Origin of the sequence: Vibrio nereis NBRC 15637, from assembly GCF_001591105.1 — a bacterium.
Taxonomy (GTDB): domain Bacteria; phylum Pseudomonadota; class Gammaproteobacteria; order Enterobacterales; family Vibrionaceae; genus Vibrio; species Vibrio nereis.
In genome coordinates this window covers 307969-334965 of sequence record NZ_BCUD01000001.1, presented here as the reverse complement: position 1 = coordinate 334965, position 26997 = coordinate 307969, and the positions used below count along the sequence as shown (strand labels likewise).

At 44.6% G+C, this 26997-nt stretch carries 21 protein-coding genes and 1 pseudogene; 14 read left to right on the top strand and 8 right to left on the bottom strand.

Annotation, left to right across the window (positions count from 1 at the left end; genetic code table 11):
* Positions 1-7: 7 nt before the first annotated feature.
* The 4 genes and pseudogenes from VNE01S_RS01480 (at position 8) to VNE01S_RS19405 (ending at position 4872) form a co-directional block, all read left to right on the top strand.
* The gene (locus VNE01S_RS01480) at positions 8-2815 is read left to right on the top strand and encodes an Hsp70 family protein (protein WP_053395619.1); all 2808 of its coding nucleotides are present in this window, start codon (positions 8-10) and stop codon (positions 2813-2815) included.
* A 258-nt stretch (positions 2816-3073) separates the two neighbouring features.
* Positions 3074-3862: pseudogene (locus tag VNE01S_RS19760) on the top strand (PAS domain-containing protein); the annotation flags it as partial.
* Between the two features lie 108 nt (positions 3863-3970).
* Complete coding sequence (locus tag VNE01S_RS19755) at positions 3971-4399, top strand: methyl-accepting chemotaxis protein (protein ID WP_373278523.1); 429 nt, start codon at positions 3971-3973, stop codon at positions 4397-4399.
* A gap of 329 nt (positions 4400-4728) precedes the next feature.
* A complete protein-coding gene (locus VNE01S_RS19405) occupies positions 4729-4872 on the top strand; it encodes a hypothetical protein (RefSeq protein ID WP_169773945.1) in 144 nt (47 codons plus the stop codon).
* Positions 4873-4930: 58 nt separating this feature from the next.
* Here the strand turns inward: VNE01S_RS19405 and VNE01S_RS01470 are convergent, their stop codons facing one another.
* Positions 4931-5122, bottom strand: a complete 192-nt coding sequence (locus VNE01S_RS01470; RefSeq protein WP_174522325.1) for a hypothetical protein — start codon at positions 5120-5122, stop codon at positions 4931-4933.
* Positions 5123-5236: 114 nt separating this feature from the next.
* Here VNE01S_RS01470 and VNE01S_RS01465 point away from each other — a divergent pair, with 114 nt between their 5' ends.
* On the top strand, positions 5237-5932 hold the full coding sequence (locus VNE01S_RS01465; RefSeq protein WP_053395794.1) for a DNA-3-methyladenine glycosylase I: 696 nt from the start codon (positions 5237-5239) through the stop codon (positions 5930-5932).
* Between the two features lie 78 nt (positions 5933-6010).
* Here the strand turns inward: VNE01S_RS01465 and metE are convergent, their stop codons facing one another.
* Positions 6011-8305: a 5-methyltetrahydropteroyltriglutamate--homocysteine S-methyltransferase gene (gene metE / locus VNE01S_RS01460; protein WP_053395622.1), complete on the bottom strand. Its 2295-nt coding sequence runs from the start codon at positions 8303-8305 to the stop codon at positions 6011-6013.
* 288 nt (positions 8306-8593) lie between these two features.
* On the opposite strand from metE, the gene metR reads away from it, so the two are divergent.
* Entirely contained in the window at positions 8594-9505 is a 912-nt protein-coding gene (metR, locus tag VNE01S_RS01455; protein WP_053395623.1) for an HTH-type transcriptional regulator MetR, read from the top strand.
* A gap of 25 nt (positions 9506-9530) precedes the next feature.
* Here the strand turns inward: metR and VNE01S_RS01450 are convergent, their stop codons facing one another.
* From VNE01S_RS01450 to VNE01S_RS01440, 3 genes are all read right to left on the bottom strand, one after another.
* Positions 9531-9731: a DUF4250 domain-containing protein gene (locus tag VNE01S_RS01450; protein WP_053395624.1), complete on the bottom strand. Its 201-nt coding sequence runs from the start codon at positions 9729-9731 to the stop codon at positions 9531-9533.
* 71 nt (positions 9732-9802) lie between these two features.
* Entirely contained in the window at positions 9803-10483 is a 681-nt protein-coding gene (locus VNE01S_RS01445) for an HI_1241 family integral membrane domain (RefSeq protein WP_053395625.1), read from the bottom strand.
* Between the two features lie 190 nt (positions 10484-10673).
* On the bottom strand, positions 10674-13139 hold the full coding sequence (locus VNE01S_RS01440) for an EAL domain-containing protein (RefSeq protein WP_053395626.1): 2466 nt from the start codon (positions 13137-13139) through the stop codon (positions 10674-10676).
* Positions 13140-13380: 241 nt separating this feature from the next.
* Here VNE01S_RS01440 and VNE01S_RS01435 point away from each other — a divergent pair, with 241 nt between their 5' ends.
* Entirely contained in the window at positions 13381-15687 is a 2307-nt protein-coding gene (locus tag VNE01S_RS01435; protein ID WP_053395627.1) for a YgiQ family radical SAM protein, read from the top strand.
* 104 nt (positions 15688-15791) lie between these two features.
* On the opposite strand, the gene serC is transcribed toward VNE01S_RS01435, so the two are convergent.
* Both serC and VNE01S_RS01425 read right to left on the bottom strand, forming a co-directional pair.
* Entirely contained in the window at positions 15792-16874 is a 1083-nt protein-coding gene (gene serC, locus VNE01S_RS01430) for a 3-phosphoserine/phosphohydroxythreonine transaminase (RefSeq protein WP_053395628.1), read from the bottom strand.
* Positions 16875-17000: 126 nt separating this feature from the next.
* Positions 17001-18257, bottom strand: coding sequence for a DUF945 family protein (locus VNE01S_RS01425; RefSeq protein ID WP_053395629.1), 1257 nt, complete (start codon positions 18255-18257; stop codon positions 17001-17003).
* 172 nt (positions 18258-18429) lie between these two features.
* On the opposite strand from VNE01S_RS01425, the gene VNE01S_RS01420 reads away from it, so the two are divergent.
* The 3 genes from VNE01S_RS01420 (at position 18430) to VNE01S_RS01410 (ending at position 21586) form a co-directional block, all read left to right on the top strand.
* The gene (locus VNE01S_RS01420) at positions 18430-20358 is read left to right on the top strand and encodes an ATP-binding protein (RefSeq protein ID WP_053395630.1); all 1929 of its coding nucleotides are present in this window, start codon (positions 18430-18432) and stop codon (positions 20356-20358) included.
* 16 nt (positions 20359-20374) lie between these two features.
* The gene (locus VNE01S_RS01415; RefSeq protein ID WP_053395631.1) at positions 20375-20872 is read left to right on the top strand and encodes a response regulator; all 498 of its coding nucleotides are present in this window, start codon (positions 20375-20377) and stop codon (positions 20870-20872) included.
* Positions 20873-21034: 162 nt separating this feature from the next.
* The gene (locus tag VNE01S_RS01410) at positions 21035-21586 is read left to right on the top strand and encodes a hypothetical protein (protein WP_053395632.1); all 552 of its coding nucleotides are present in this window, start codon (positions 21035-21037) and stop codon (positions 21584-21586) included.
* 146 nt (positions 21587-21732) lie between these two features.
* Here the strand turns inward: VNE01S_RS01410 and VNE01S_RS01405 are convergent, their stop codons facing one another.
* Complete coding sequence (locus VNE01S_RS01405; protein ID WP_174522321.1) at positions 21733-22314, bottom strand: TfoX/Sxy family DNA transformation protein; 582 nt, start codon at positions 22312-22314, stop codon at positions 21733-21735.
* Between the two features lie 361 nt (positions 22315-22675).
* On the opposite strand from VNE01S_RS01405, the gene VNE01S_RS01400 reads away from it, so the two are divergent.
* The 4 genes from VNE01S_RS01400 (at position 22676) to panP (ending at position 26933) form a co-directional block, all read left to right on the top strand.
* Entirely contained in the window at positions 22676-23596 is a 921-nt protein-coding gene (locus VNE01S_RS01400) for an HDOD domain-containing protein (protein ID WP_053395634.1), read from the top strand.
* A 15-nt stretch (positions 23597-23611) separates the two neighbouring features.
* Positions 23612-24517, top strand: a complete 906-nt coding sequence (locus tag VNE01S_RS01395; protein WP_053395635.1) for a LysO family transporter — start codon at positions 23612-23614, stop codon at positions 24515-24517.
* A gap of 113 nt (positions 24518-24630) precedes the next feature.
* Positions 24631-25143, top strand: a complete 513-nt coding sequence (locus tag VNE01S_RS01390; protein ID WP_053395636.1) for a hypothetical protein — start codon at positions 24631-24633, stop codon at positions 25141-25143.
* A gap of 143 nt (positions 25144-25286) precedes the next feature.
* Positions 25287-26933, top strand: coding sequence for a pyridoxal-dependent aspartate 1-decarboxylase PanP (gene panP, locus VNE01S_RS01385; RefSeq protein ID WP_053395637.1), 1647 nt, complete (start codon positions 25287-25289; stop codon positions 26931-26933).
* The last annotated feature ends 64 nt before the right edge of the window (positions 26934-26997 follow it).

Sequence of the window (26997 nt, the reverse complement as noted above, 5' to 3'; positions counted from 1 at the left end):
TTTTGTCATGGCATCCCCTCGTTTTCTTGTCGGTATCGACTTAGGCACAACCAACACGGTTGTTGCGTACTGTGAAATCACCGACGACCTACAACAATCCAACGTATCCCTATTTGAAATTGACCAGCTTATCGGTCCGGGCGAAGTGGTTCGTAAGCCTCTCCTCCCCTCTTTTCGCTACCACCCTGCAGCTGGGCAGATTTCTCCCTCTGATCTGACGCTGCCTTGGGAACATCAACCCGTTAGTGGTGATATTCATCACGTGATTGTGGGTGAATGGGCACGAGAACTTGGCGCAAAAGTCGAAGGCCGCCAAGTGTCCAGTGCAAAGAGCTGGCTATCACACCAAGCGGTTGATCGCAGTTCTGATATTCTTCCTTGGGCTGGCGCGGCAGACGTCGATAAAGTTTCCCCTGTTGTGGCAAGTGCAAGCTACCTGAACCACATTCGCCAAGCGTGGAATTACCGTAACCCAAGCAATAAGCTAGAAGATCAAGATGTAGTGGTTACTGTGCCTGCCTCTTTCGATGAAACAGCACGAAAGCTTACTTTAGAAGCCGCCGAGCTGGCGGGACTAAAGAAAATTGTGCTACTCGAAGAGCCACAAGCGGTGTGTTACGACTGGTATGCTCGCCACCAGCAAACCGCAACAGAAGAATTGCAACAGCTACCATTGATCCTTGTATGTGATGTGGGCGGTGGTACCACCGACTTAAGCTTGATTGAAGCCAAATTTAACGACGATGATCTCGCACTTGATCGTATCGGCGTGGGTGAACACTTAATGCTTGGTGGTGACAATCTTGACTTAGCGCTCGCACATCTGGCAGAAAGTCGCTTCAACCAAAGCAAAAAACTGAATGCCGCTAGCTTAACCAAACTGATCCAACAAACCCGCAAAGCAAAAGAAAGTTTGCTTTCTTCAGACGCACCTGAAGAAGTGAAAATTACCATGCTGGGCAGTGGTTCTAAATTGTTAGGCGGAACAAAAAGCATCGGCTTAAGTAAAGAAGAAGTGCACCAAATCGCATTGGATGGCTTCTTCCCGCTCTCTGACTTCAGCGATACACCAGATAAACGCCGTAGCGCTGTAGTTGAATTTGGCCTACCTTATGTAGCAGATCCAGCGGTGAGTAAGCATGTTGCCGAGTTCTTAAACCTGCACCAGCAAGTGTCTTACTCCGCACTCAACCAAGAAGATACCTCAAAGCCAGCCATTCCAGTCGGTTTGCTGCTTAATGGTGGTGTGTTTAATAGTGACCTTGTCACTTCTCGCATTACCAGCTTGCTAGGCAATTGGCGCGGTGCACCCGTTACCGTGTTAGACAACCCTCACCCAGATTGGTCGGTTGCTTTAGGTGCCGTTGCCTTTGGTAAAGCTCGTCGTGGTGCTCAGCTTAAGATTGGTGGTGGTGCTGCACGTTCTTACTTTTTGCATCTGCAAGAAAAAAACAAAATGGGTAAAGCGCTTTGCTTGCTCGCCAAAGGCACAGAAGAAGGTCATGAAATTCGCTTGAGTGGTCGCCGCTTCTCGCTCACTTTAGGTGAACCCGTGCGCTTTAACCTCCTGACATCCACTCACGATACACTTACCCAAAATACCGCGATTCAAAACGGCGTCATGGTGGATGTGGATCCGGATATTTTTGCTCCTCTCCCGCCGTATATTTCGACATTGGAAGGCGAAGGCATCGAACTGCAAGCTAACCAAAAAGAGCGCGTTGAAGTTCAATTGGCCTGCCAACTGACTGAAGTGGGCACACTCAAGATGGAGTGCGTGAGCGTTGAAGATGAAAACAAACGCTGGGCGCTGGAGTTTGAAGTGCGCAACCAGAAAGCAGACGATGCAGAGCAAGAGCAACTTCACCCTCGCCTAGTCGAGTGTAAAGAGCTCATCACTCGGATCTACAGCGGCAATAAGAAGAGCGCCGATTCAAAAGAGATAAAAACACTGGCAAAAGATCTGGAGAAAAAACTAGGTAAGCGTGATGAATGGGATTTCACCACCCTTCGTCACCTGTTTGACTCCTTTGCGCAAGGTCGAAAACGTCGTCGTCGCTCAGAGCCACACGAGAAAAACTGGCTGCGCTTAGCCGGCTTCTCTCTGCGCCCTGGCTTTGGTGATCCAACTGACTCTTGGCGCGTTGAGCAAGTTTGGGGACTGTACCAACAAGGCATTCAGTTTAAGAACCATCAAGGTTGGACAGACTGGTGGGTATTCTGGCGTCGTATTGCTGGTGGCTTGAACCAAGAGCAGCAAGAAACGATTTTGGCTGACATTGCTAAGTATCTTCATCCAGGTGCGATGAAAAACCCACAATCAGCCAAAGCGGCTCAAGAAATGGGTTATGAATCCATGGTTCGCCTTGCTGCCTCTCTAGAGCATTTGGAAGTGGAAGATAAAATACTGCTCGCCAATTGGTTCTTAAATAAGGCGCTCAATCATAATCAGTTCGAGCAAGCACACTGGTGGGCAATGGGACGTTTAGCCGCTCGCACCCCACTTTATGGCAGCCAGCATAATGTCATACCGCGTGAACAAGCCGAACAATGGCTACCAAAACTGCTTGACCGAAACTGGCAAAAAGAGCCTATGATCGCGTTTGCTGCAGTCATGATTTGTCGGAAAACAGGGGATCGCTTGTTTGATATTTCAGATGATTTTCGCGCTCAAGTCCTAGCCAAGCTCAAACAAAGCAAAGTGCCGGAATCTTGGGTGTCGCTGGTCGAAGAAATCAAAGAGCTTTCAGAAAGCGAGTCTAAGCGCGTGTTTGGTGATGCTCTGCCAAGTGGCCTCTCACTTGTGAGTCACTAATCTCATGTTACGATTTGTCAGTGTAACACCTGGCAAATCGTGTACTACCCCACTCTGATGTTAACCTCTTATTTTTCCTAATCATTCATATTGCTTCCGACGACACATTTGATCCTTCTCACCACAGGCTAACATCCAGCTCACCGATGAAAATTGCGTAGCACGTAAATTGGTGCTAAAAAGTTCAATGTCGCAATGCTGCCGTATTTTTTATGACGTGTACGGCCCACTTTCGCTATCCATAAAATAAAAAATAGGATGCCACCTTTGTTTTTCAATAATTCGTTAAAGTCACAGAACCAAAAGCTGCGAGAGGAGCTTCACGCGCTTACACAAGTAAAAGAAAGCCTCGACGAAGATATGATCAGGCTCTCTCTAGATGAAAGCGGGGTGATTACTTCAATCAACGATCGACTTCGGGCTGAGCTTAATTTGCATGACAACGATGTGATAGGAAAGCACCTCACTCACCTTGTTCCAGAAGTCGCTAGAAACACAGAGCATTTCAAGCGTATGAGCACTGCTGTCTCGCAAGGAAAGCACTGGAATGGCGCACTGCAAATTGCTAAAAACAACGGGCAAGAAGCTTGGCTGCGAGCCATCGTTCAACCTATCCGAGACATCAACAATCATCTGATTTCATTCAGTGTCTTTGCTTCTGAGTTGACGCGCACCATTCAAACCTCTCGTGAACAAGAAGATATGCTTAATGCACTGCATCGCTCTACTGCGGTCATTGAATTCACTCTCTCGGGTGAAATTCTACGTGCCAACGACAACTTCCTCGCAACAATGGGTTACACCAGTCAGCAAATCGTTGGCAAACATCATCGAATGTTCTGTGAGCCTGCTGAAGCTAATTCTATTGAGTACCAAGATTTCTGGAAACGTTTGGCACGTGGCCAATATGTGTCTGAGCGATTTAAACGTGTAGACAGTGCTGGGCAAGTCGTTTGGCTAGAAGCCTCCTACAACCCAATTCACAATGACCGAGGTGAGTTATACAAAGTGGTTAAATTTGCCACGGTTATCACTGAGCAAGTCAACCGAGAGCAAGCGGTCGTACAAGCCGCGAATATTGCCCATGGCATTTCACAAGAAACAGGCCAACAAACAGAGCAAGGGCATCGCGTTATCAATACGACAATTCAGAGAATGAAAGAGCTCGCGGATGAAATGAATGCGGTGACAAGCAGTATTGAAGCGCTCAATGAGCATTCACAGCAGATCAGTGAACTTGTCAGCAGCATTAGTGACATTGCCGATCAAACTAACTTGTTGGCATTGAACGCAGCCATCGAAGCCGCCCGTGCAGGGGAACAAGGCCGCGGCTTTGCTGTGGTGGCGGATGAGGTGAGAAACCTTGCCTCAAGAACCAACGCCACAACGGAAGAAATTGGTGCGGTTGTCTCAGAAAATGTCAGGAAGATGTCCTCAGCGGTTGCTTTGATTGCTCAGTGCCAAACCAAAGCTGGTGAGGCACTAGAGCTTTCAACGGAAGCAGGAAAAACAATGGAAGACATTCAATCTGGCGCGCAACAAGTAGTTGATGCGGTTAACGAATTTAACCAAAATTTAGAGTAAACCCTCCTCTCATTGTGAACTTTGCTTTTCAACCTAAAGCAATTGAAAAGTAGCTGATTAAAAGCCATTAATCAGCTACTCCTTCCTCAATCACTTTAAATACATCTCTCTAGTCCCTCTCTCACAGCCATCCACCAATCTTCAATCACGAGCCAAGTGAGGTGACACATTCTGTCAGATAGCCTTTCTCGATCAGTGATAAATTTAAATTCACTAATAATAATTAAAAATTCACTTGAGAATACACATGCAATAATACAGAATAAACAAGCAAACCATTTGCATATCAACTTTTTTAATATTCAATAATTATAAGGCCAGCTCACAGAATGAAATTGAAAGTGTACTTTTCGACGGGAAAAACCGTCACATACCACAGCAATGTTCAAGCACTGATGAAGTCATTTGACTCAGCAGGAATCAAATACGATCTTGTTGAAACAGACTCAATCCTAACTCGCTCTCCACGCTAGTAAATTTGATTGTATTGAAAACAAATAAGGCCAGAGAAATTCTCTGGCCTTATTCGGTTTAGCACCTGCCTTTTTTGGCTTGCCCTGGCGGGCAGAACCTACCTGTACGATGATTGTCATAGTACCTATCGTACTTGTCGCCTTTGGTATTTACTTTCACTTCAACGTCCTGATACTCCCCTTCTACTCGGGTAAGCTGACAGCCCGCAAGAAGAGAACAAGTCATAAGTGCAATAAAGAGGTTCTTCATCATTCTTTCTCTCCGCTTTTATCGCAGACTTTAATCGCTATAACTTCTAGAATGTCAGCAAAGCGTCACTTTATGTTTAAGGTGTGTGAAGTTTTTAAAATGGAGAACAGCACATTGGCACTAGAAAAATACCAAGATATTTATCATCGAGCAGCGGAGAGAAAAGGAAGCGCAGAAAATTTGGAAGCTTTGCTTTCAAAACCATTAGATAAAAACGCAATCGCGGCTATCCCTAATGACCGTTGGCTATCCGCGTTCAGTATGAAAGTGTTTCAAAGCGGGATTTCATGGCGTGTCGTTCGCAATAAGTGGTCAAACTTTGAGGAAGTTTTCTTCGGCTTTAAAATTGAGCCACTCTTGATGCTCTCTGACGAGCAGTGGGACATAAAATCGACAGATACACGCATTATCCGCCACCACGCTAAGGTGAAATCCATTCTCGCCAACGCACAGATGATCCACGAAGCTTCTATTGAATATGGTTCTTTTGGAAAAATGGTCGCCAACTGGCCAAGTAACGACATTACCGGACTTTGGACCTACCTGAAAAAGCATGGTAACCGATTAGGGGGAAACACTGGGCCATACACATTACGCCAGCTTGGTGTTGATACCTTTATCTTATCCGGCGATGTGGAATCGTATTTGAGAAGTTACAATATTATCGAGGGGGGCAAAGACACCAAGCGCTCACTTGAAGCGGCAAGCGCGGCTTTTGCTCATTGGCAGAATGAAAGCGGACGTAGCTTGACAGAGATAAGCCAAACGATCGCTTTCAGTACTGGTGACAACCGAGTCGTTGCTGAATAAACCTAAAACCACACAACTTTGTCTTCTGGATAAAAAAATGCCGACCTATTGAGGTCGGCATTTTGCGGTTTAGTAGGCTTATACTTTTTCTGCGAACTCTTTACGTAGTTTCTTCGCAGCAGTCACCATGTTAGCGAGTGACGCTTCGGTTTCTGCCCAGTTACGAGTCTTAAGACCACAATCTGGGTTAACCCACAGGCGCTGAGCAGGAATCTTTTCAGCTGCTTTATTGAGGAGTCCTTCAATCCACTCTTCACTTGGAATGTTTGGTGAGTGAATATCATAAACACCTGGACCAATTTCATTCGGGTAGTTGAACTCTTCAAACGCTTTCAAGAGCTCCATGTTTGAACGCGATGTTTCGATTGTGATGACATCGGCATCCAGTGCTGCAACCGAATCGATAATTTCGTTGAACTCTGAGTAACACATATGAGTGTGGATCTGTGTTTCTGGCTTCGCGCTTGCCGCTGAAATCTTAAATGCGTTCACCGCCCAGTTTAGGTATTCTGCATGGTCACGTTTTTTCAGCGGTAGACCTTCACGAATCGCTGGTTCATCAATCTGGATGATGTTGATGCCCGCATCTTGTAGGTCAGATACTTCGTCACGCAATGCCAGTGCTAGCTGATCCGCGATTTCTTTACGCGTGATGTCTTCTCGTGGGAACGTCCAGCAAAGAATCGTCACAGGACCTGTCAACATGCCTTTCATCTGTTTAGATGTCAGTGATTGTGCATACGTTGACCACTCAACCGTCATTGGTTTTTCACGCTCGATGTCAGCAACAACAATCGCAGGTTTTACGCAGCGCGAACCGTAACTTTGTACCCAACCAAATTTCGTAGTTTGGAAACCCGCTAGGTTTTCCGCAAAGTACTCGACCATGTCGTTACGTTCAGCTTCACCGTGAACTAATACATCTAGGTCTAACGCTTCCTGGCGTTTTACTGCATCAGCGATGTGGCCTTTGAGTGCTTCTACATACTCTGCTTCAGAAAGCTGGCCTGTACGGAATGCACTGCGCTGTACACGAATTTCACTGGTTTGAGGGAACGAACCAATTGTCGTGGTCGGGAACAAAGGTAAACCGAGTACTTCACTTTGGTGAGCGGCACGCTCAGCGTAAGGCGCACTACGCTCTGCTAACGCTTTCGTGATTTTGCTTAAACGCGCTTGTACTTGCGGCTTATTCACTTGCGTTGACGTCTTACGTGCTTGAATTGGCGCACTGTACGTATCACAAGCAAGAATCGCCTCTTGGTCACCTTCCAACGCTTTACCAAGTAATGCAACCTCAGTCACTTTCTGTTTCGCAAAAGCAAACCAGCTTTGAACATCGTCAGACAGGGCTGGCTCTAGCTCTAGGTCAACTGGGCTATGCAGCAATGAACACGAGCTTGCAACCCACAATTTATCGCCCAATTTATCTTTCACTGGTTGCAGTAGTTCACGCTGCGCACTGAGATCCGCGCGCCATACATTACGACCGTTTACCACACCAGCAGAAAATACCCAGCCTTCTGGAAGCTTATCGACTATCGGTTGCAGCTGCTCTGGCGAAGCTGATAGGTCAACGTGTAAACCATCCACTTCCAGCTCAACAATTTTGTCCAGTGAATCTGTCACCGCGTCAAAGTATGTGGTCAGCAGTACTTTCACGTCACTGCGAATCACTTGATAGGCCAGTTTAAATGAGTCTAACCAAGGCTTTTCTAACTCAAGCGCTAGAATCGGCTCATCAATTTGCACCCACTCAACACCTTGCTTTGCCAGCTTCGCAAGAATCGCCTGATACGCAGTCAACAAGCGCGGTAGCAAAGTCAGTCTGTCAAAGCCTTCTTCGACTTCTTTACCTAGGTAAAGGTAGCTCAAAGGGCCTAGAAGCACAGGCTTAACGTTGTGACCAGCTTGAGTCGCTTCGTTTACCTCTTCAAAGAGTTGAGGCCAGCTGACTTCAAATGTATCGTCTTTACTGAATTCTGGCACAATATAGTGGTAGTTGGTGTTAAACCACTTAGTCATATCAGATGCTGCACTGCCCGATGCACAACCACAGCTTGCTTGAGACTGGCCACGACCCACTTTAAATAGTGTGTCGAGATCCGGAAAACCACTGCGATGACGCTTAGGCACGTGACCAAGTAACAATGTGGTAGTAAGCACATGGTCGTACCATGCAAAATCACCTGCCGTTACAAAATCTAAACCCGCTTCTTTCTGCGTATTCCAGTTTTTTGTACGAAGGTCGGTACCAACCGCTTTAAGTTCAGCCTGATCAATCTCGCCACGCCAGTATTTCTCTAGTGCAAATTTGAGTTCTCGTTTTTCACCAATACGTGGGTAGCCTAGAATGTGTGTTGTTATAGCCATGTCCGTTGTCCTTTTATTTTGAAACCGCTTAATCTGTTCAGAGCATACTTTGAAACGACTCGCTTATTATCAAAGATGTCTGGATGGCTAAACTATCTCTCTAAACACCGGTCTTAACAACATCCAATTATTCAACTTGTTTATTAAAAAATTTCATGTTGGTTAATCTATACATTAATAATTCCTAGCAAAAGCCCATCACCTATAGACGTCTAGATGTTTACACCGCCCAAAAATACAGGTAAGTTAAAGATATTCATGCTAGATGGACAATATTGAAGGGACTTCATGATAGAGCTTAAGCATCTTAAAACACTCAACTCACTGCGTGATACTGGCTCGCTGACCGCAACCGCGACCGCATTGCATCTGACTCAATCAGCTCTATCTCATCAGATCAAAGATTTGGAAGCGCGTATTGGCGGGCAACTCTTTTTGCGTAAGACTCGTCCGGTTAGGTTTACCTCTGAAGGCGAGATATTGTTAAAACTTGCGGATGACATCTTACCTAGGCTAGCCAAAGCAGAAAATGAACTCGCCAGCCTGAAAGAGGATGTGAATGGACGTTTGCATATGGCGATAGAATGCCATTCTTGCTTTCAGTGGTTAATGCCTGCTCTGCGTGAGTATCAAGTCGCATGGCCTAGCGTTACGCTCGATTTCTCTTCTGGTTTTGGATTTGAACCCCTGCCCGCCTTAATGAATGGTGAATTGGATCTAGTGATTACCTCCGATATTCAACCCCGTTCAGAGGTTCATTACGAGCCTCTGTTTGATTTTGAAATGCGTTTGGTCACTGCCACTAACCACCCCCTTGCCAATAAACCTTCTATCGAACCTGACGATCTTAAAGATCAAACGATGCTTTCATACCCAGTGCAGAAAAACCGACTCGATGTCGTTAAGCATTTTTTGCAACCTGCAGGTGTAGAGCCAGCCAAATGGAAACAAGCGGACAATACATTAATGTTAGTTCAGATGGTTTCGGCAGGGCTTGGCGTCGCGGCGCTGCCAAACTGGGCGATCAGTGAATTTTCGAGGCAAGGGCTGATTACCAGTATCCCATTAGGGAACGGCTTGTGGCGCCGACTCTTCGCGGCTACGCGTCATTCAGACAAAAGTAAGCGTTACTTGCAGGCTTTCTTTAACACTGCACGTCAGCAGTCGAAAAGTCATTTAGAGGGGATCAAGACGGTATAAAAAAGGAGGCTGATGCCTCCTTTTTCTATCTATCGTAAGACTTAAATTGGTTGGTCAGTGGGTCGTATTGATAGCCAAGCATATCCAGTTTACCTACCACATCTTCCACATTCATCTCGTACATGCTCACCAACTCGTCAAAGCTATTGCATTCTAGTCTGAGCTTCTCGTTGACGATACCGAGCAAAATGATGCTATCTAAACTTCCGACATTACTCAGATCCATAGCGACGCTCCTCTGCTTTTCCATTACCTAAAAGCGTAGCCACAAATCAGCAAATAGAAAGTGAGTAAGATCTAAAGAACGAACAATCCTTGGTTAAAGGTCACCGCCGTCAGCATACCGACTAACGCAATCGCCAATTGTACTTTCTGGATTTCTTTTGACATGAGCATATGCCAACACCAGATAAGCACTGAAGAAAGCAACAAAGCAAAACCAATTAGTAACGGCTGAGTAGCTTGGGCCAATGCTTGTTCATCAAGACCGGCTGCGGCCAATAAAACCGTCAAGCACATCAGCATCGTCGAAAGCACACCAGAGACTGGCAATAGTCGATGGAATGCTTGTAATCTGGTTCGAGCAATCGTCAATAACAGGTGAGCAAACAAGCTTCCAAGCAGCAAAATTTGCACAAATACGTTTAGACCTGCCGCCACACTCGGCTGTTCAAAAACTAATATCGCCACATAGGCCAAAGCAAGACCATTAGCTAGATACATCACCCACATTGGGCCCTGATCGCGCGTCTTTTTGGTTTGAACCTGAGAGTAAAAATACGCAAGAGCAAACACGATCATCATTGCCTGAATTTTCAGTGACGCAACCGACAGCCATAAAATGGCAATGGCAGGAAGGATTTTGTGAATACGGCCACGCTGACCCGGACAAATATCCCCTTTAACGAGAATAAGCGTCAGAACTAATTGCGCCCCTAAAAGCATTGGCGCTAATACTGCTAACAATTGCTGAACCATGAAGTTTTATCAGTTTAGTTTTGAATGGTGCGGATGATACCAAACTTGCTATGTTAGCGTAAGTTGAGCACCGTAATATCTTATTCATCGTTTTTAGAGTCACCCAGAACTACAGTAGCCAGCCATCACCCCACCTAAGCTGTCAACACCCTACTGTTCACAACATCACGGCCTTTTGAGCTTATTTCTCTTACCTGTCACCGGAAACAAGGTAGTTCAAGACAGATTTCATTTCGATTAACCCTTTGTAATGGCCGTGGTCATCCACCAGCACCCATGGGAATGCGGCTTCTTCGGATAGGAGTTGTTCAATCTCAGAAATATCCGTGCTCCAATCTAGAGTGGTGTGAATAGGGCTCAACATTCTGTTAGCTGTTTTGTTCCACATACCTCGCTCTTTACTGCTCTCTAAATCTGTCCCCATATTCGGCGTCATGTGTAGATTGAGATGCTCTCTATCAATAACACCGACACATTTTTTTCCATCAACCACAGGAATATAGTCAGCAGTGCCATCTTGAAAATACTGATATACCAATGACAAGGGATCACTAGGGTCTAGGTGAGAGCTATGTTTATTGGCTAGCATTGCTACCGATTGGCTTGTTGGCTGTGCCGTATTTTCTGGCCATTGGCAGTACTGTTCATTCGTTAAGATGCTTTCAAGGTTCTCCGGTTTTGCTAATAGATGCCCCTGTATGTAATCAACCCCCAAAGACATGACCATATTGAACTCTGATATCGTTTCTACTCCTTCTGCAATCACAGATAGGTCTAGTTTTTTCGCTAATCGAATCAGGGCCTTAACAATAGAGTATTCCCTAGTGCCCATTTCGACACCCGAGATAAATACACGATCGATTTTAAGCTCATCAAAAAACTTTTCTTTTAAATGCTGAAAGGACGAGCTACCCGTACCAAATTCATCAACCGCAATCGTAACACCTGAATCTCTTAGAAATTGGATAATGCGCATGCTCTCTTGATCACTTTCAAGATGTGCGATCTCAGTAAATTCTAACGTCAGTTTCTCCGCATCCATGCCCTCATCATCGATGATTATCGCGACCTGCTGAATGACATCGTAAACAGCTAAGTCGGTATGAAAAGAGCGATTCACACAAAGACCAATATGATCACCAAACACGTTTTTAAGGCGATTAAATTGACGAAATGCTAGGCGACATACCAAATCATCCAGCTGTACAATCAAGTTTAAATCTTCCGCTATGCTGATGTACTCCTCAGATGATACGTCTTCCCCTTCAAGCTCAGGAAGACGACAAAGCGCTTCAAACTTTTCAACTTGTTGAGTTGTCGCTGACAGCAACGGTTGGAAATACACGGACACATTCCCCTGCTTCAAGCATTCTCTAAAGTGAGCTTCTAACCTCTTTTTGCGTTCAATCTGTCGATGGATACTTCGGTCATAAAATGAAATTCTTCGCTGCTCGCTCGAATGGAGCTCTAACATCGCCTGACACGCATGAGAGATCAGGCTATTTGGCGATTCCGCATCCACACCATAAATTGATATACCGATAAAACTGGCTTTCAATGCCTCGTAAATGTCTGAAGGGACCGCCTTAAAACTCTGAAATAACATCGTCAGTGTTTTCGCAACATCCCGAACACGCTGCTTTGGATGCTCAAACGATACAGGAAAACACACCAGAAACTGTTCGTTTGGCATATAGCCACAACACAGCACATTGGTGTGTTCTTTCAAATAACGGGCGAACTGCCTTTTTTGCTCTAACAGGTTAGAAAAGGAGAACTTAGGTTTAATTGCAGCAACAAGAACTGTGCTGTGTCTATTCACTTGAGTACATTTCTGCTTTAACTCGAATAGAAAACTTTCAGCAGTTGGGAGCTGTGTCAGCAGATCCACACCGCCGGACTCAACATCTTCGAGTAAACCAAGATTAGAGGATAAATCGGTACCAAACCCTATGTAGTACTCGTCCTCTTCATTTGGTGATATTGACTGAATGGTTAGGTTTTGTGGAAAGATACTGCCTTTCGCATCTCGAGACAGGACCACACCACTCCAGAACCCATTCCGTTTCAGGTTGCCCCATAAATCTTTATAGTAGTCTTCATCATGGGTGGCTGAATTAAAGATATTCGTTTTCAGCCCAAACATCTCATTTCTTAAATACCCACTCATGGCTTCAAAATGTTGATTACAAGCCAGAATTCTTGTGCTGGAGTCTGTAATTAAAATGCCGTGGTGGGGGTTTTCAAACACAGAGTAAAATATCTCTGCGGCTTCATGTGCTGAGCTAACGCTTAAACAAGGTGACAAGGTACCTTTTAGCTCATGTTCTCCTGTGCGATAGACATTCACTTCCACATAAATGAATACACATTTAGGCGACAAAAAACAGCAATGAAAATAACGCTCTTCACCGGCAATCAGTACTTCGTGAAAGATGCTTTTTACTCTAAGTCTCTGCTTTTTTGGGATTAAATCAATAAGTTTAGAACTTGGAATTACGGAAAATGTCTCACCAAAAAACAGATTTTGCGCCGCAGGATCACAGCGAAACTCTTGTGTTTTTACATTTAGAGACCAATCGTAAACTAGATACTTCGGCACCTTTCGTTCTTGGTTATTTTCAACGCCAACCAGAGCCTCATTCATCTCTTCCATCACGCACACCTAATCACGTTCCCTTATGACTAGTGCCAATGTACAACATTTGGGGAAGCCAATACGTTATACGGCCTACAAAAACTATTGCCTGATATGCATTTCGACTCAATAACCTTCACCGTTCTCATCGAGTGGCTTTGCAAAGAAGAAATAACCTAAACAAACTAGGGATATGTTGAGGTAGATACCTAGGCTACAAGCCGCTATAATTCGCGCTCCTTGAAACAGAGAACAAAATATGTACAGCGAAATTACTCCTATTCATGAGCATAAGAAATACTGGGCAGAGTGCTTTGGCACTGCACCTTTTCTTCCAACCAACCGCAAGGAAATGGATGCCCTCGGATGGGATAGCTGTGACATTATTATCGTAACGGGCGATGCTTACGTGGATCACCCAAGCTTCGGTATGGCCATCATCGGTAGATTACTTGAAGCACAAGGTTTTCGAGTCGGTATCATCGCTCAGCCAGAGTGGAATACAAAAGATGCTTTCATGGAGCTAGGTAAACCAAACCTGTTTTTTGGTATTACCGCTGGCAATATGGACTCAATGATCAACCGTTACACCGCAGACAGAAAACTTCGTCATGACGACGCTTACACACCCAATAATGAAGGTGGTAAACGACCAGATCGCGCGACACTGGTGTACTCTCAGCGTTGTCGTGAAGCATACAAAGGTATACCTATCGTCTTGGGTGGCATCGAAGCAAGTTTGCGCCGCCTGGCTCACTATGATTATTGGTCTGATAAAGTTCGCCGCTCTGTATTGTTTGACGCAAAAGCAGACATTCTATTATTCGGTAACGCAGAACGCGCCCTTGTTGAAGTGGCACACCGCCTGGCAAATGGCGAAGTTATTTCCACAATGACTAACATTCGTGGTACTGCGGTAAACCTTCCGGCAGAACCGGAACACTATAAGATTGTTGATTCTTCGCGTATCGAAAAGCCACGTAAAGAAGCTTTCATTCCGCCTAACCCATACGTGGTGGAAGAGCAATGCGATACCAAAGCGAAAGCAGAAGAAACTGATGCAAAGCCGATCACCATTCGTCCTTCTCGCCATGACGCTAAAACGACCGCCGTTCGCTTGCCGCCGTTTGAAAAACTAAACAACGACCGCATTCTGTATGCTCATGCAAGCCGCATTATGCATCTGGAGACAAACCCATACTCGGGTCGCGCTCTTATCCAGCGCCACGGCGATAGAGAGCTTTGGGTAAACCAAGCTCCTATTCCACTCACAACGGAAGAAATGGACTACGTGTTTGGCCTTCCTTACGCACGTGTTCCGCACCCGATGTATGGAAAAGCGAAGATCCCGGCATACGACATGATTAAAACCTCGGTCAACATCATGCGTGGCTGTTTTGGTGGTTGCTCTTTCTGTTCTATCACGGAGCACGAAGGTCGAATCATTCAAAACCGTTCTCAAGAGTCGATTCTTAACGAGCTTGAAGAGATCCGCGATAAGGTCCCTGGCTTTACTGGCACAATTTCAGATTTGGGCGGTCCTACAGCCAACATGTATCGTCTAGGCTGTAGTGATCCTAAAGCCGAAATTAACTGTCGTCGCCCATCTTGTGTGTTCCCTGGAATCTGTAACAAGCTCAATACGGATCACAAGCACACGATCGATCTTTACCGCGCCGCACGAAAAGTGAAAGGTATTAAAAAGGTAATGATCGCGTCGGGTGTACGTTATGACTTGGCAATTCAGTCACCAGAGTATGTAAAAGAACTCGTAACTCACCACGTTGGCGGTTATTTGAAAATTGCTCCGGAGCATACTGAAAAAGGCCCACTGGATCTGATGATGAAACCAGGAATGGGTACTTATGATCGCTTTAAGGAAATGTTCGAACAGTACAGCGCAGAAGCGGGCAAAAAGCAGTACCTGATCCCGTACTTTATCTCTGCACACCCAGGCACAGAAGACGAAGACATGCTCAATTTGGCACTGTGGTTGAAGAAAAACGACTTCGAGTGTGACCAAGTTCAGAACTTCTACCCGTCGCCAATGTGTAATGCCACGTCGATGTACTACTCGGAAACAAACCCTCTAAAACGTGTCAAATACAAGAAACGTGAAGAGGTACCTGTCGCTAAAGGCGATCGTCAACGTCGTTTACACAAAGCGCTTCTTCGCTACCACGATCCTGCCAACTGGCCAATTATTCGTGAAGCGTTGATCAGCATGGGTAAAAAGCACCTGATCGGCGATAAGCCGAGCTGCTTGGTTCCTGCAGAAGATAATGATGCACTGACCCCAGCACAGCGCCGTAAGTCAGGCCGTCACGGTTCACACCGTTTTGCGACCAAACATACGAAGAGCCAACCTGGTTTTGAAAAAATGAATGGTTCTGGACGCAAACCTGGTAACAAACCGGGCAACCGTAAACCGAATGGCGGCAATGCTGGTCAAAACGCTAATGGTTCAGGCAAGCCAGCACATAAACAAGGTGGTAAGAGCCAAGGTGGACGTCCAACAGCACCAAGCAACAAGCCAGCGGCAGGACGCAAGCCAAAACGCCGTTAACTTCTAGATTGAATCGCAGCAAACGCTGCGATTTTTCTTTATACAACAAAAAAGCTTAGCCCTAATGGACTAAGCTTTTTTAGTGTTTAGATCGAGTATGAAATTTAAGCGTTATTTGCTTCGAATTCTTTCATAAACTCAACCAGTGCTTTTACACCCTCTACCGACATTGCATTGTAGATTGACGCGCGCATACCACCCACAGCACGGTGCCCTTTAAGAGCCACTAAACCACGAGCTGCAGCCTGTTCAAGGAACAACGCATCTAACTCTGGTTTTGCCAGTTGGAAAGGCACATTCATACGAGAACGGTTTTGCGGGTGAATGTCATTCTTATAGAAGTTTGAATTGTCGATGTGGCCATACAAAATTTCCGCTTTTTCACGGTTAATTTGCTCCATAGCTGCCACACCGCCCTGCTCTTTTAGCCATTTGAAAACCAGACCAGATAAGTACCATGCAAACGTAGGCGGTGTATTGAACATCGAGTCTTTGTCAGCCAGGATCTTGTAGCTAATGAAGCTAGGCAATAACTCGTGAGCAAGGCCTAACAAGTCATCACGAACAATAGCGATACAAATGCCTGCTGGGCCGATGTTTTTCTGTGCACCCGCGTAAATTACGCCGTACTTTGAAACATCAATCTGACGAGACAGGATATTAGAAGACATGTCGGCTACGATAGGCTTATCAGTAACCGGCAACTCAGAAATTTCGACACCATCAATGGTTTCATTTGGGCAGAAGTGTACATAAGCTGAATCTGGATCGATTTTCCACTCAGACGCGTCCAAAACAGCACTCTTGCCTTCTTTTTCAGTTTTTGCGTTAAAGACATCAACTTCGCAATACTTCTTCGCTTCATCAATGGCACTTTCAGCCCAATATCCCGCATCGATATACGTTGCTTTTTTAGCGCCGCCAAGAAGATTTAAAGGAACGGCAGCAAACTGAGCACGAGCACCACCTTGGCAAAATAGTACTTTATAGTTATCAGGAATATTGAGAAGGTCACGCAAGTCTTGCTCTGCTTCTTCTGCAACCTTAATAAATTCCTTGCTGCGGTGGCTGATCTCCATCACCGACGTGCCAAGTTCATTCCAGTCAACAAACTCAGCCTGCGCTTTTTCCATAACCGCTTTCGGTAACCCTGCTGGTCCAGCGCTAAAGTTATATATATTATCCATTCCGACTTTCCTTGCTCATGCTTTAATTGAGAACTTGTGGATTAATACCATGTTTTGATATGTATAAAAAGCAAGAAATGAGGTCTTAGAACCTCATTTCTTGTTAAATACGAAAAACAGTAACTATTACTGCATCATGACAGGTAACAGTAATGCCATCAGAGGAATTTTCTGACCATTTTCAAAGATTAGGTTTCCACCTTTTATCTCGGCTTTCACTTGATAACCTTGTTCTGTTTTCTCTATGAATTCATTGGTTGTCGCTTCTTCTACCGCTTCGCTAATCATAGGAAATTGCAGTAATAGTTCATCAGAGACATAAGTATCCACATTACCCGTCAATGCTGGGATGATGGCATCTGGGTTCTGAGTAATGTTTTTTGTCCCTTCGGGTACAGCAACACGTAACTGACTCTCAAATTGCCCCTTCTCAGCTAAGGTCATCGACAAATTATTCATCGTTAGGTGAAAACCTTTGGCAAATAAAGTGTCAACATACGGAATTGCACTCTCGATGTGTTCTGGCGTCAACTGCGGGTTGTCTTTGTACAAGTTCACTAGATACTCGAACGATTTTTGGTCAAGGTCACCGAACTCCACATCCATTGCGAAATTATCAACATTACCTTGTGACGTCTCTAGAGCCTCAATGCCAATAACGTGCTGGCTACTTACTCGTTCTGTTGTTTCTGTTAGGGACGATGAAAACTGATACTGAGCATTTTTCATCGCGACGATAGGGCTTTGTGACGTGTCTAGCAATGACATATCAGCGATCGTCGCATCTTGACTACCAAGCCAGAAACCATTTTGAATTCGACCATCGCCAGTCCCTTCAATCCCAGCGAGCAAGAACTTTTCACCCGAGTTGAAGTCAACTTCAACAGAAGGGATCGTTAAGTCATAAGTTATTTCACCAAGCACAGTAACATGGCCTTTTAACTCTGACGGAGTCATAGACATCATGGCGCCATCATTTGCTTGGTGCCAGTTATCCAGTTTTAAGGTGTAATCTGTGTTGCCATTCAGTTGAGTTACGGTGCTTAACGTTAGCGGAAGGTCATCCATATTTTCTAATACGGACGTAGCCTTTAATGTGATCAGCCCGTGTTGTACATGACTACTCACTACGTACTCACTAGGGAGGCCGTCTAAGGCTAGCTGCTGTGCCAAATCTGGATCTGTCACTGTATAGCGTGTTTTAACTTCTGATGAGAGGTAACCACGATCATATTGAATAATTTCGGCCTGAACTGACTGAGTATTTAAGTGTGAAATGCCATCTCTGATCACGTTGTGACCAATTTGCCCTACGGCAAGTGGCCAACATAGAGCAAGAGATACAGCGCCGCCAATAGCGCCGATTTTTTTTAGCTGGTGCATATTGCTTTCTTCTTTGAGTGTTTTAGCCAGTTTACATCAAAAAACATTGAGATATATCAGAGTATTGTCTTCATTCCTCGAATCCACCAAGATTCTTATACTTAGCTCTCAATAACGTAATGACTTACCTGCTAGAGTACTTTCAAGTGTTTACATTGAAAGCGACGCCACTGTGAATCAATTCGCCATATTATGTGTAGATAATAATCCAGTAAGCATAGAACAATTGCGAAACGAACTAAGATCTTTTTCTAGCCGTTTCGACCTATACGCGACCGACTCTATTGAAGAGGCCAACTCGGTTCTGGAGTATTGTTCGGAGAAAAGGCAATCCGTCGCACTTGTCATCGCCAGTCACCATGAAAATTTTAACGGTGCGGACTTTCTTATCCAGCTCGACAAAATGGAACACACGCAGCAAGCCAGAAAGATCCTGATCAGTTGCGGACAAGACATTCAGGCGATATTGTCCGCGGTGAATGATGGTCGACTTGATCACTGCTTAACGAAACCGCTTCAAGATAATTTAGTTCACAAAACGGTTCAGAAAGAGCTAACCACCTTTATCTTAGATAACGATAAAGATCATCTAATCAGCTACAGCAGAACACTGGATCAACAACGACTTCTGCGCGCTCACATAGACCAGAAAATGCGTAGCTACCGTGAAGGCTTCATTACCGACCACCACAAACTTTCTGATCGCGAACTGGCTCAGCAAGTGACCGATTCGCTCCTCGCGTTTTTCGCTGATAAAGATGAAACTCGCGCCTGTAGGCGATACTCACCCGAGCATTTGCTCACTGAAGAAGGCGCGGAAAACCGATTTTTGTGGTTTATTACTAAAGGGGACGTTGCGCTCTATAAGAAAGATGAAACTGGCACCCAGCGAGAAGTCGTACGTTACACGCAAGGTAATATTGTCGGCGGAATGTCTTTTGTGACTGGTGAGCCATCATTTTCAACCGCCCTCACCCTTTCAGAAACGGAAGTGATTAAATTAGATAGAGAAGTTTTTGCCAAAGTTATGCACTCGAACACTTCCCTATTGCCTTTGTTTACCAATTTACTGTTGCGCCACTTTAACCGCCGTTTGCAACGCAGTATTACCACCAAGCTGGAACTGCAAAAGACGCTAGAATCCCTTGAATCGGCACAACAGCAACTGATTGAAAGAGAAAAAATGGCCATGCTAGGCCAACTTGTAGCTGGCGTCGCCCATGAACTTAACAATCCAATAGCAGCGATTTTACGTGGCACAGAAACACTAACGAACAAAATCCAAACCTTAGTACAACTCCCAGACATAAAAGCAGGGAGTGAAGCGGTGGACGTATTAAACAACGCACTCATATCTAAGCCGCGCTCTACCGCATTTGAAAGGGAACTAGTGAAATCAGCTGCGCAGAAAATTGGTGACCGGCGCATTGCCAAGAAGCTCGTCAAACTGGGTTTAGAGGACAACTCAGTTTGGTTGGAAAAAGTGCTTAACCAAGACCCGGACATCGCCAATCAATTGGAGCGGTTAGCAGATTACCATGTCGCAGGTGCCACACTGCGCTCTATCAATGTGTGCGCTCAGCGAATTGCAGATATGGTAAAAAGCTTAAAAGGATACGCTCGCCCTGACGATGAGCGATTCAGAACCGTCGATATCCACGAAGGCATCGAAGACACCCTAGTCATTTTCGAAAACAAACTAAAATTTCATCAAGTAGATAAACGATATTCCCCTCTCCCACCCATTCGTTGCCTGCCGATTGCTCTACAGCAAGTTTGGACAAATCTCGTTTCTAACGCGATTGATGCCTTCCCAGAAAAAGGCCGCTTACTCATTGAAACAGAAGAAAAGCACCAAGATGGCAAGGGCTGGGTAGTTGTTGCATTCGAAGACAACGGACTGGGCATTGCGAAAGAACTGCAGGAAAAAATATTCGAACTCAACTTTTCCACCAAGAAAGAAGGAAACTTTGGGCTAGGTATAGGGCTTTCTGTTTGCCAGCAAATTATTCACCAACATGGCGGACGTATAACGGTGAATTCTGAAGTGGGTCAATTCACAAGAATGTCAGTTTGGCTTCCTTTAAGCCAATCACAATAACGACGAGGAAACTGAAATGAGTAAATACCTTATCTTATGTGTCGATGATGAACGTGAGGTTCTTGATAGCGTCATTCAGGACCTCGACTGTTTTGAAGAAGATTTTTTATTGGAAGCCGCGGAGTCGGTACAAGAAGCCAAAGAAATCATTGCTGACGCAGAACGAGATGAAGTGAAACTCGCACTCATTCTCTGCGATCATATTATGCCTGACCAAACCGGGATTAGTTTTCTAATCGAACTGAACGAAGCCTCCTCAACCAAGCCGACCAGAAAGCTCTTGTTAACTGGGCAAGCTGGCTTAGAAGACACTGTCGAAGCCGTCAATCATTCAAGTCTAGACTTTTACATTGCAAAACCATGGGTAGGTGAAGAGCTGCGAGCCGTTGTAAAGTCCCAATTGACTGAGTACATGATTGAAAACGAACCTAACCTTATGCCTTGGGCTTCTGTGCTAAATACCGAAAAAATACTTGAAGCGTTAGCCAAACACCGAATGGATTTTGGTGAATAAGCCAATATATTAATCAATTGATTCTTTTTTTCTGTAAAACAAGACAAAACAATGACATTTCTATAGAGGCCATCGCTATGATGAATTATCATGTTGTCACTTTCGTCATAGCGTATCTCCGCTAAAGACCAAAAATTAACAAGAAATAGGTTTATTGTCCTCATGCGTAAAACAATCTTAGCTACAGCGCTAGTACTAGCCTCTGGTTCTTCTTTTGCACAACAGTACGACCAAAATAGCCCAGCAGTAATGAGCAATTTTAGCTACGACTACGTAGAAGCTCGTATTGGTGTGAGTCCAGTAACGTTTGGTACGGCACTGAGTATGTCTGTACACCCAAATGCACACTTTATCGGCCGTATTGATTCTGAATTTGAAGGCGATTACGACGCAGCGGCAGGTTTTGGTTTCCATGCTCCAGTGAACAACTGGGCAGACTTTACTGGTGAAATGCTATTCCGCATGGTTGACACATCATACACCAGTGGCTCAGATACTGGTTTAGAGCTAAACCTTGGCGTTCGCCAATGGCTTGGTCCTCAGCTAGAAGTTGGTGGTAAAGCAGGCTACGTTTCTATCGAAGATAACGATGATTGGTTGGGCTCAGTGTACGCACGATTCCACTCAACAGAGCTTTTCTCAATCGGTGTTGAAGCGCGAATCAACGACTTCTACGATGATCAATTGATGTTCACTACTCGCTTCAAGTTCTAATCAGCACTGTACAGTAAACAATAAAAAAACCGAGGTAGCTTCGAAAAGCACCTCGGTTTTTTATCTAATCTATCTCACGCACTTGTAACTTGCTGAATCACTCGCATTCGCCAACTACTATTCACCAATGAGCTGATAGCTAAGCTTTATTGGCAGCTGTCTAGTAACTCACGTTTACGAGGTTCCTGGATCAGTTTCCAATGCACACCGTCCACTGCACCAGCAAATTTCCACAGAAGTTTTACGTCAACATCATTACCATAAGCCTGTTTTACTTTACTAAAAACGGCTGGTGCGCCTAGCTCAAGAAATGTTTCTACATCGTCTATGCCAGCTTTTTTCACCATACGTTCTAAAGTGAGTTGCATATTGGGTAAATCGCGAAGCCTACGGTTTGCTGCTGAACGTTTAAAATTTCTTTCAGAGACTGAAAAGTCGATAGACTGCTGCAATAACTCATCAAGGCGAGAATTGCGTGCTTCAAACATTTCAGTGATGTCGTAATAATTAACCGTCGCTGTGGTTTGTTTTTTTACGTGACGGTATTTCTCACAACCTAACTGCGTCAGTTCTTTATCTAGTTGGTCCCCACCTCTGATAAAGATTTTATTCGCACTAAGTAAAGCAAACATAGCTTCATCTTGGAACAGTCCTGTTCCGCCAAACATAGAACGTTTTTGGAATGAACCAAATTTACTTACATATTGTATAAATAATTGCTCTGTCATATCTATTGATCCTTCAAATCATCAAACCCCGATTATGTATGATCACCAGATAGCAGCAGTTTTAAGCGAAAATGTATAAGTTAAACTATTAAAATATGTGTTAAAAATGATTGGCCAATCAAATATTGGCTAGATAATAGTTTACCGAACGAAATAAGTCTGTGCATAGATCACACTGCAACAAACAAAATAGATACTAGTGGAGAAATAGTTCATCTAAGCCCATTAGACAAACTAGATTTGACAATAAACTCAATTACATAAAATCCCTTTAAATGCATCGATATTATGGAATCAAATCATTGCCTCTGACATTAAAGAAACGGTAAACTGACACTGTCTTTTCAACTATTTAGTATCTATGAACCACTTATCTTTTTACTGGCTGCCCGAGAATAAAGATTTACTCCTAAAAGGTATTGAATCTGAGTTTTCTCAATTTATCGAACACGCGGTTTCTAATAGGAAAATTGCATTACCACCTATTCCTGAAGTGGTTCTTAAAATACAGAAGCTTTGTACTGAAGAAACCACTTCAGTTTCAGATGTAGCAGATACTCTATTAGAAGACCCGAGCTTGGTTGCTACAATCATCCGAGTCGCCAATTCCGTGATTTTTAATCGTCGAAACATTACCTGCACTGATGTGATGACGGCTGTATCTCGTCTGGGCATTTTACGTGTGCGAGATATCGTCACCGCACAAGCAATCGAGCAACTCAAGCATTCCGTCAACCTCAGCCACACTTGCAATCGAATACTTGCAGACAGTGCACTTAACTCCCGCGAGCTCGCTGCAACCATGATTATGGTGGTACGTGGTTTTAAAGAGAGTGGCTCTCCTATATACAATAACCTTGAGCCTGAAAAAGCACTGCTTACTGGTTTATTGGCGGATATCGGTCTATTCTGCCTGGTCAGTGAGTACCATCATTATCTCGAAAATGGCAACTACTTAGCAGAAGACATCGCGTTTATGGTTTTTGAACGCCTCTGCTCAGATACCAGCTATCTCGTATTAGATACTTGGGGATTCGATAACGACTTTCTTGAAGTGTCTTCCAACCAGGCTCTGCAACAATCTCTAGACGAGGTTAGCTATCTTGATGTGGCAAGAATGGCGCACCATATCCTCATGTTCCGCCGTCAGGACGAAAATATCGATGACCATGTTGTAAAGTTTGACGTAACCGGTGCAGATGTACTGTACAAACTTAGCAATTTAAGTGATATTGAGTTTAATGCGCAACTGGATGAACTAATTAGCGCAAGCGGTTTATAACTCACAGGATGTACCATGTTTTCAGGGATGTTATTTATTTTTGCCCCACTCGTCGTGGGGTATCTAATCTCTATATCTAAAAAATCTTTACTCGAAACAATCAACACCACCACTTCGAATCTCATCTACGTCATTCTTGCGTTGATGGGGTTAAGTTTGGCTGCGCTCGATAATCTCGGCGAAAACCTCCAACTTATTCTCAAGTTCACGGCGGTCTTTTTCTTCTGCCTTGGGCTGGCCAACCTCGCCGTTCTTCCTCTGATCGACAAACTATTACCCATAAAAACAGACAATGCGCACAGCAAACTACCTTTGTCGAGCATGGCTTTAGAATCAGCCAAGCTCATTTTAGTAGTCGGCGGTGGGCTCCTTATCGGATTGGCGTTACCGCTAGATCTCAGTTGGGTAGATACAGCGAGTGAGTGGATACTATTCCTGCTGCTCTTCTTCATTGGTATTCAGCTGCGTAATAGTGGCCTTACACTCAAGCAAATCTTGCTCAACAAACATGGTATGGTGATCGCGTTACTGGTTATTTGCAGCTCAATGGTCGGAGGTTCGATCGCGGCACTGATCCTGAATATAGACATCTACCGCGGGCTAGCAATGGCGTCCGGTTTTGGTTGGTATTCTTTAGCTGGTATTTTAATGGGTGATGCATTCGGGCCAGTGTACGGAGGCGCTTCATTTATGATCGAATTATTGCGTGAGTTGATCGCCCTTGTACTCATCCCCCTCTTTATTCGTACTCGCCCTTGTACAGCGATTGGTTACGCCGGCGCGACCGCAATGGACTTCACTCTACCTGTCATTCAAACCACAGGTGGCGTACGCTGTGTGCCTATAGCAATCGTCAGCGGCTTCATTTTGAGCCTACTTGTGCCGGTCATGATGCTTTTCTTTGTCTCTCTTGCTGGCTAGATCGCATGATTTTGTGTCTAAATTCACTATATTAAGCAACAGCAATTTATTACACTTTAGCGAGTGCTAATATAACTGCCAAATTATAATTATATTTTTCAAAAGGATTCATTATGAAACGCCTGATTGTTGCACTTTTGCTCGGTGCTTCTTCTACTGTGGCTACGGCTGCAGACAATACCTGCCTGTCCAAGAAATACGACGCATATATCGATGCTTCAGTACACTGGTATGAAGACCTTACTAAACTAACGTCAGAGCAATACCCAGATCTCACAGAAGTGAGTGAATGGTTCCTAGAAGGCCGGAAAAATCACTTTGAGCTTAACCGTGCTGCTGTTCACTATTACCTGGAGCATGACTTAACTAAAGTAGCAACGCAGCAGCCTGTTGAAGCGTGGCTTCAGTTGGAACAAAAAGACATCAAGACACTTGCTTCACGAAGTGATGAACTTGGCCAACTTGCTAAAGTTACCTTTAATGATCGCCAAGCGAAACCACACGAGAACAACTACGACCTACGCTCAGCTTTTGCGGATCTACTCAGTCACCCGACAAAAATTGATAGCGCCCTCAAACGTTATAACCAAGCTATTAGCAAACTAGAAGCGATCAGTTGTGATTAAGGTATGTTGCACTAACTTTAACCAGTTAGTGGGCAAATATCGATAGTTCAAACTAGTAATCGATCATTTAAGACGGGACTTTGTTCCCGTTTTCGTTTAGATTATTCCGCTTGCAACAAAAATGATTAGAGCAAAATAGCTGTATGGTATCTGAACATAGAACGGCTGATGTGAGTTTCGAGAGTCTTCTTCGTATCTTCACAGTACCTGAAGGGCCAGACTCAACGCTAACCCAAATTGAAGAAAAACTCTCGCGTAACTTAAACCAGTTTTTGCGAGAACATATCGTCGCGGAAGAAAAGCCATTAGTCGACATTGAGAAAGACTTCTCCAATGCTTCGATCCCCGAGCAACCTGAGTTTGTTTCAGACCATACCCAGCACCTGCTCGATACATTAGTTTCCCACTCTGTACATACTTCTGCACCAAGCTTTATCGGTCATATGACGTCGGCACTCCCTTACTTTTTGATGCCATTGTCAAAGATAATGATCGCCCTAAACCAAAACTTGGTAAAAATAGAAACATCTAAAGCGTTTACTCCGCTAGAAAGACAAGTTTTGGGCATGCTACACAGGCTAATTTATCGTCAAGATGATGCCTTTTACTCAAAATGGATGCACAGTGCCAACCATTCATTAGGCGCGTTTTGTTCTGGCGGGACTATTGCTAACATCACTGCACTTTGGGTTGCTCGTAACAACGCCTTAAAAGCAAACGGGGCTTTTAAGGGTGTTGAAAAAGAGGGCTTATTTAAGGCGATGAATCACTATGGCTACGAAGGATTAGCCGTATTAGTCTCCGAGCGTGGGCACTACTCCCTTAAAAAAGCAGCCGATGTACTAGGCATTGGTCAAGAAGGCTTAGTCGCCATAAAAACGGATACCTATAACCGTATTTGTCCCGAGTCTCTAAAAGCCCGCATCAAAGAACTTAAACAGCAAAACATTAAGCCTTTCGCAGTGATTGGTGTCGCTGGCACAACAGAAACAGGCACTATCGACCCTCTAGAAGAGATTGCTGCTATTTGTCAGCAAGAAGATTGCCATTTTCATGTCGATGCCGCTTGGGGTGGTGCAACGCTAATGTCGAACAACTATCGTCATTTATTAGCGGGCACTGAACTTGCAGACTCCGTTACCATTGATGCTCATAAGCAGCTATATATTCCAATGGGCGCAGGGATGGTGCTGTTTAAAAATCCTGAAGCGATGAAATCGATTGAGCACCACGCGCAATACATTTTGCGTAAAGGCTCGAAAGATCTAGGAAGTCATACTCTAGAAGGCTCTCGCTCCGGTATGGCCATGCTCGTTTATGCTGCAATGCATATCATCAGCCGCCCAGGATACGAATTGCTGATAGATCAAAGTATTGAAAAAGCTAAATACTTTGCCGAGTTAATCAAAACACAACCAGATTTCGAACTCGTTTCTGAGCCAGAGCTGTGCTTGCTCACGTACCGTTATCTTCCACCTCACATCAAGCGAGCACTCGCGGCTGCAAACAAACAGCAACGAGCAGAACTTAATGAATTACTTAATGAGTGGACTAAGTTCATCCAAAAGCGGCAGCGTGAAACGGGCAAGTCTTTTGTGTCTCGAACTCGCCTTAATCCTAGTCAATGGGATAGGCTCAACACTATCGTTTTCCGAGTGGTTTTAGCCAACCCTCTGACCGGTCAAGACATATTGAATTCCGTTTTAGAAGAGCAGCGACACATTGCAGCCCAAGCGCCAAACTTAATGGCAAGAATAGATTACCTTGTGAAGCAAGTCACACCTGCGTGAAAGTTTCTTTCTTAAGAAATGTAAGTAGACCAAAAAACAGGCACCTCAACCTCGATTACTGCGA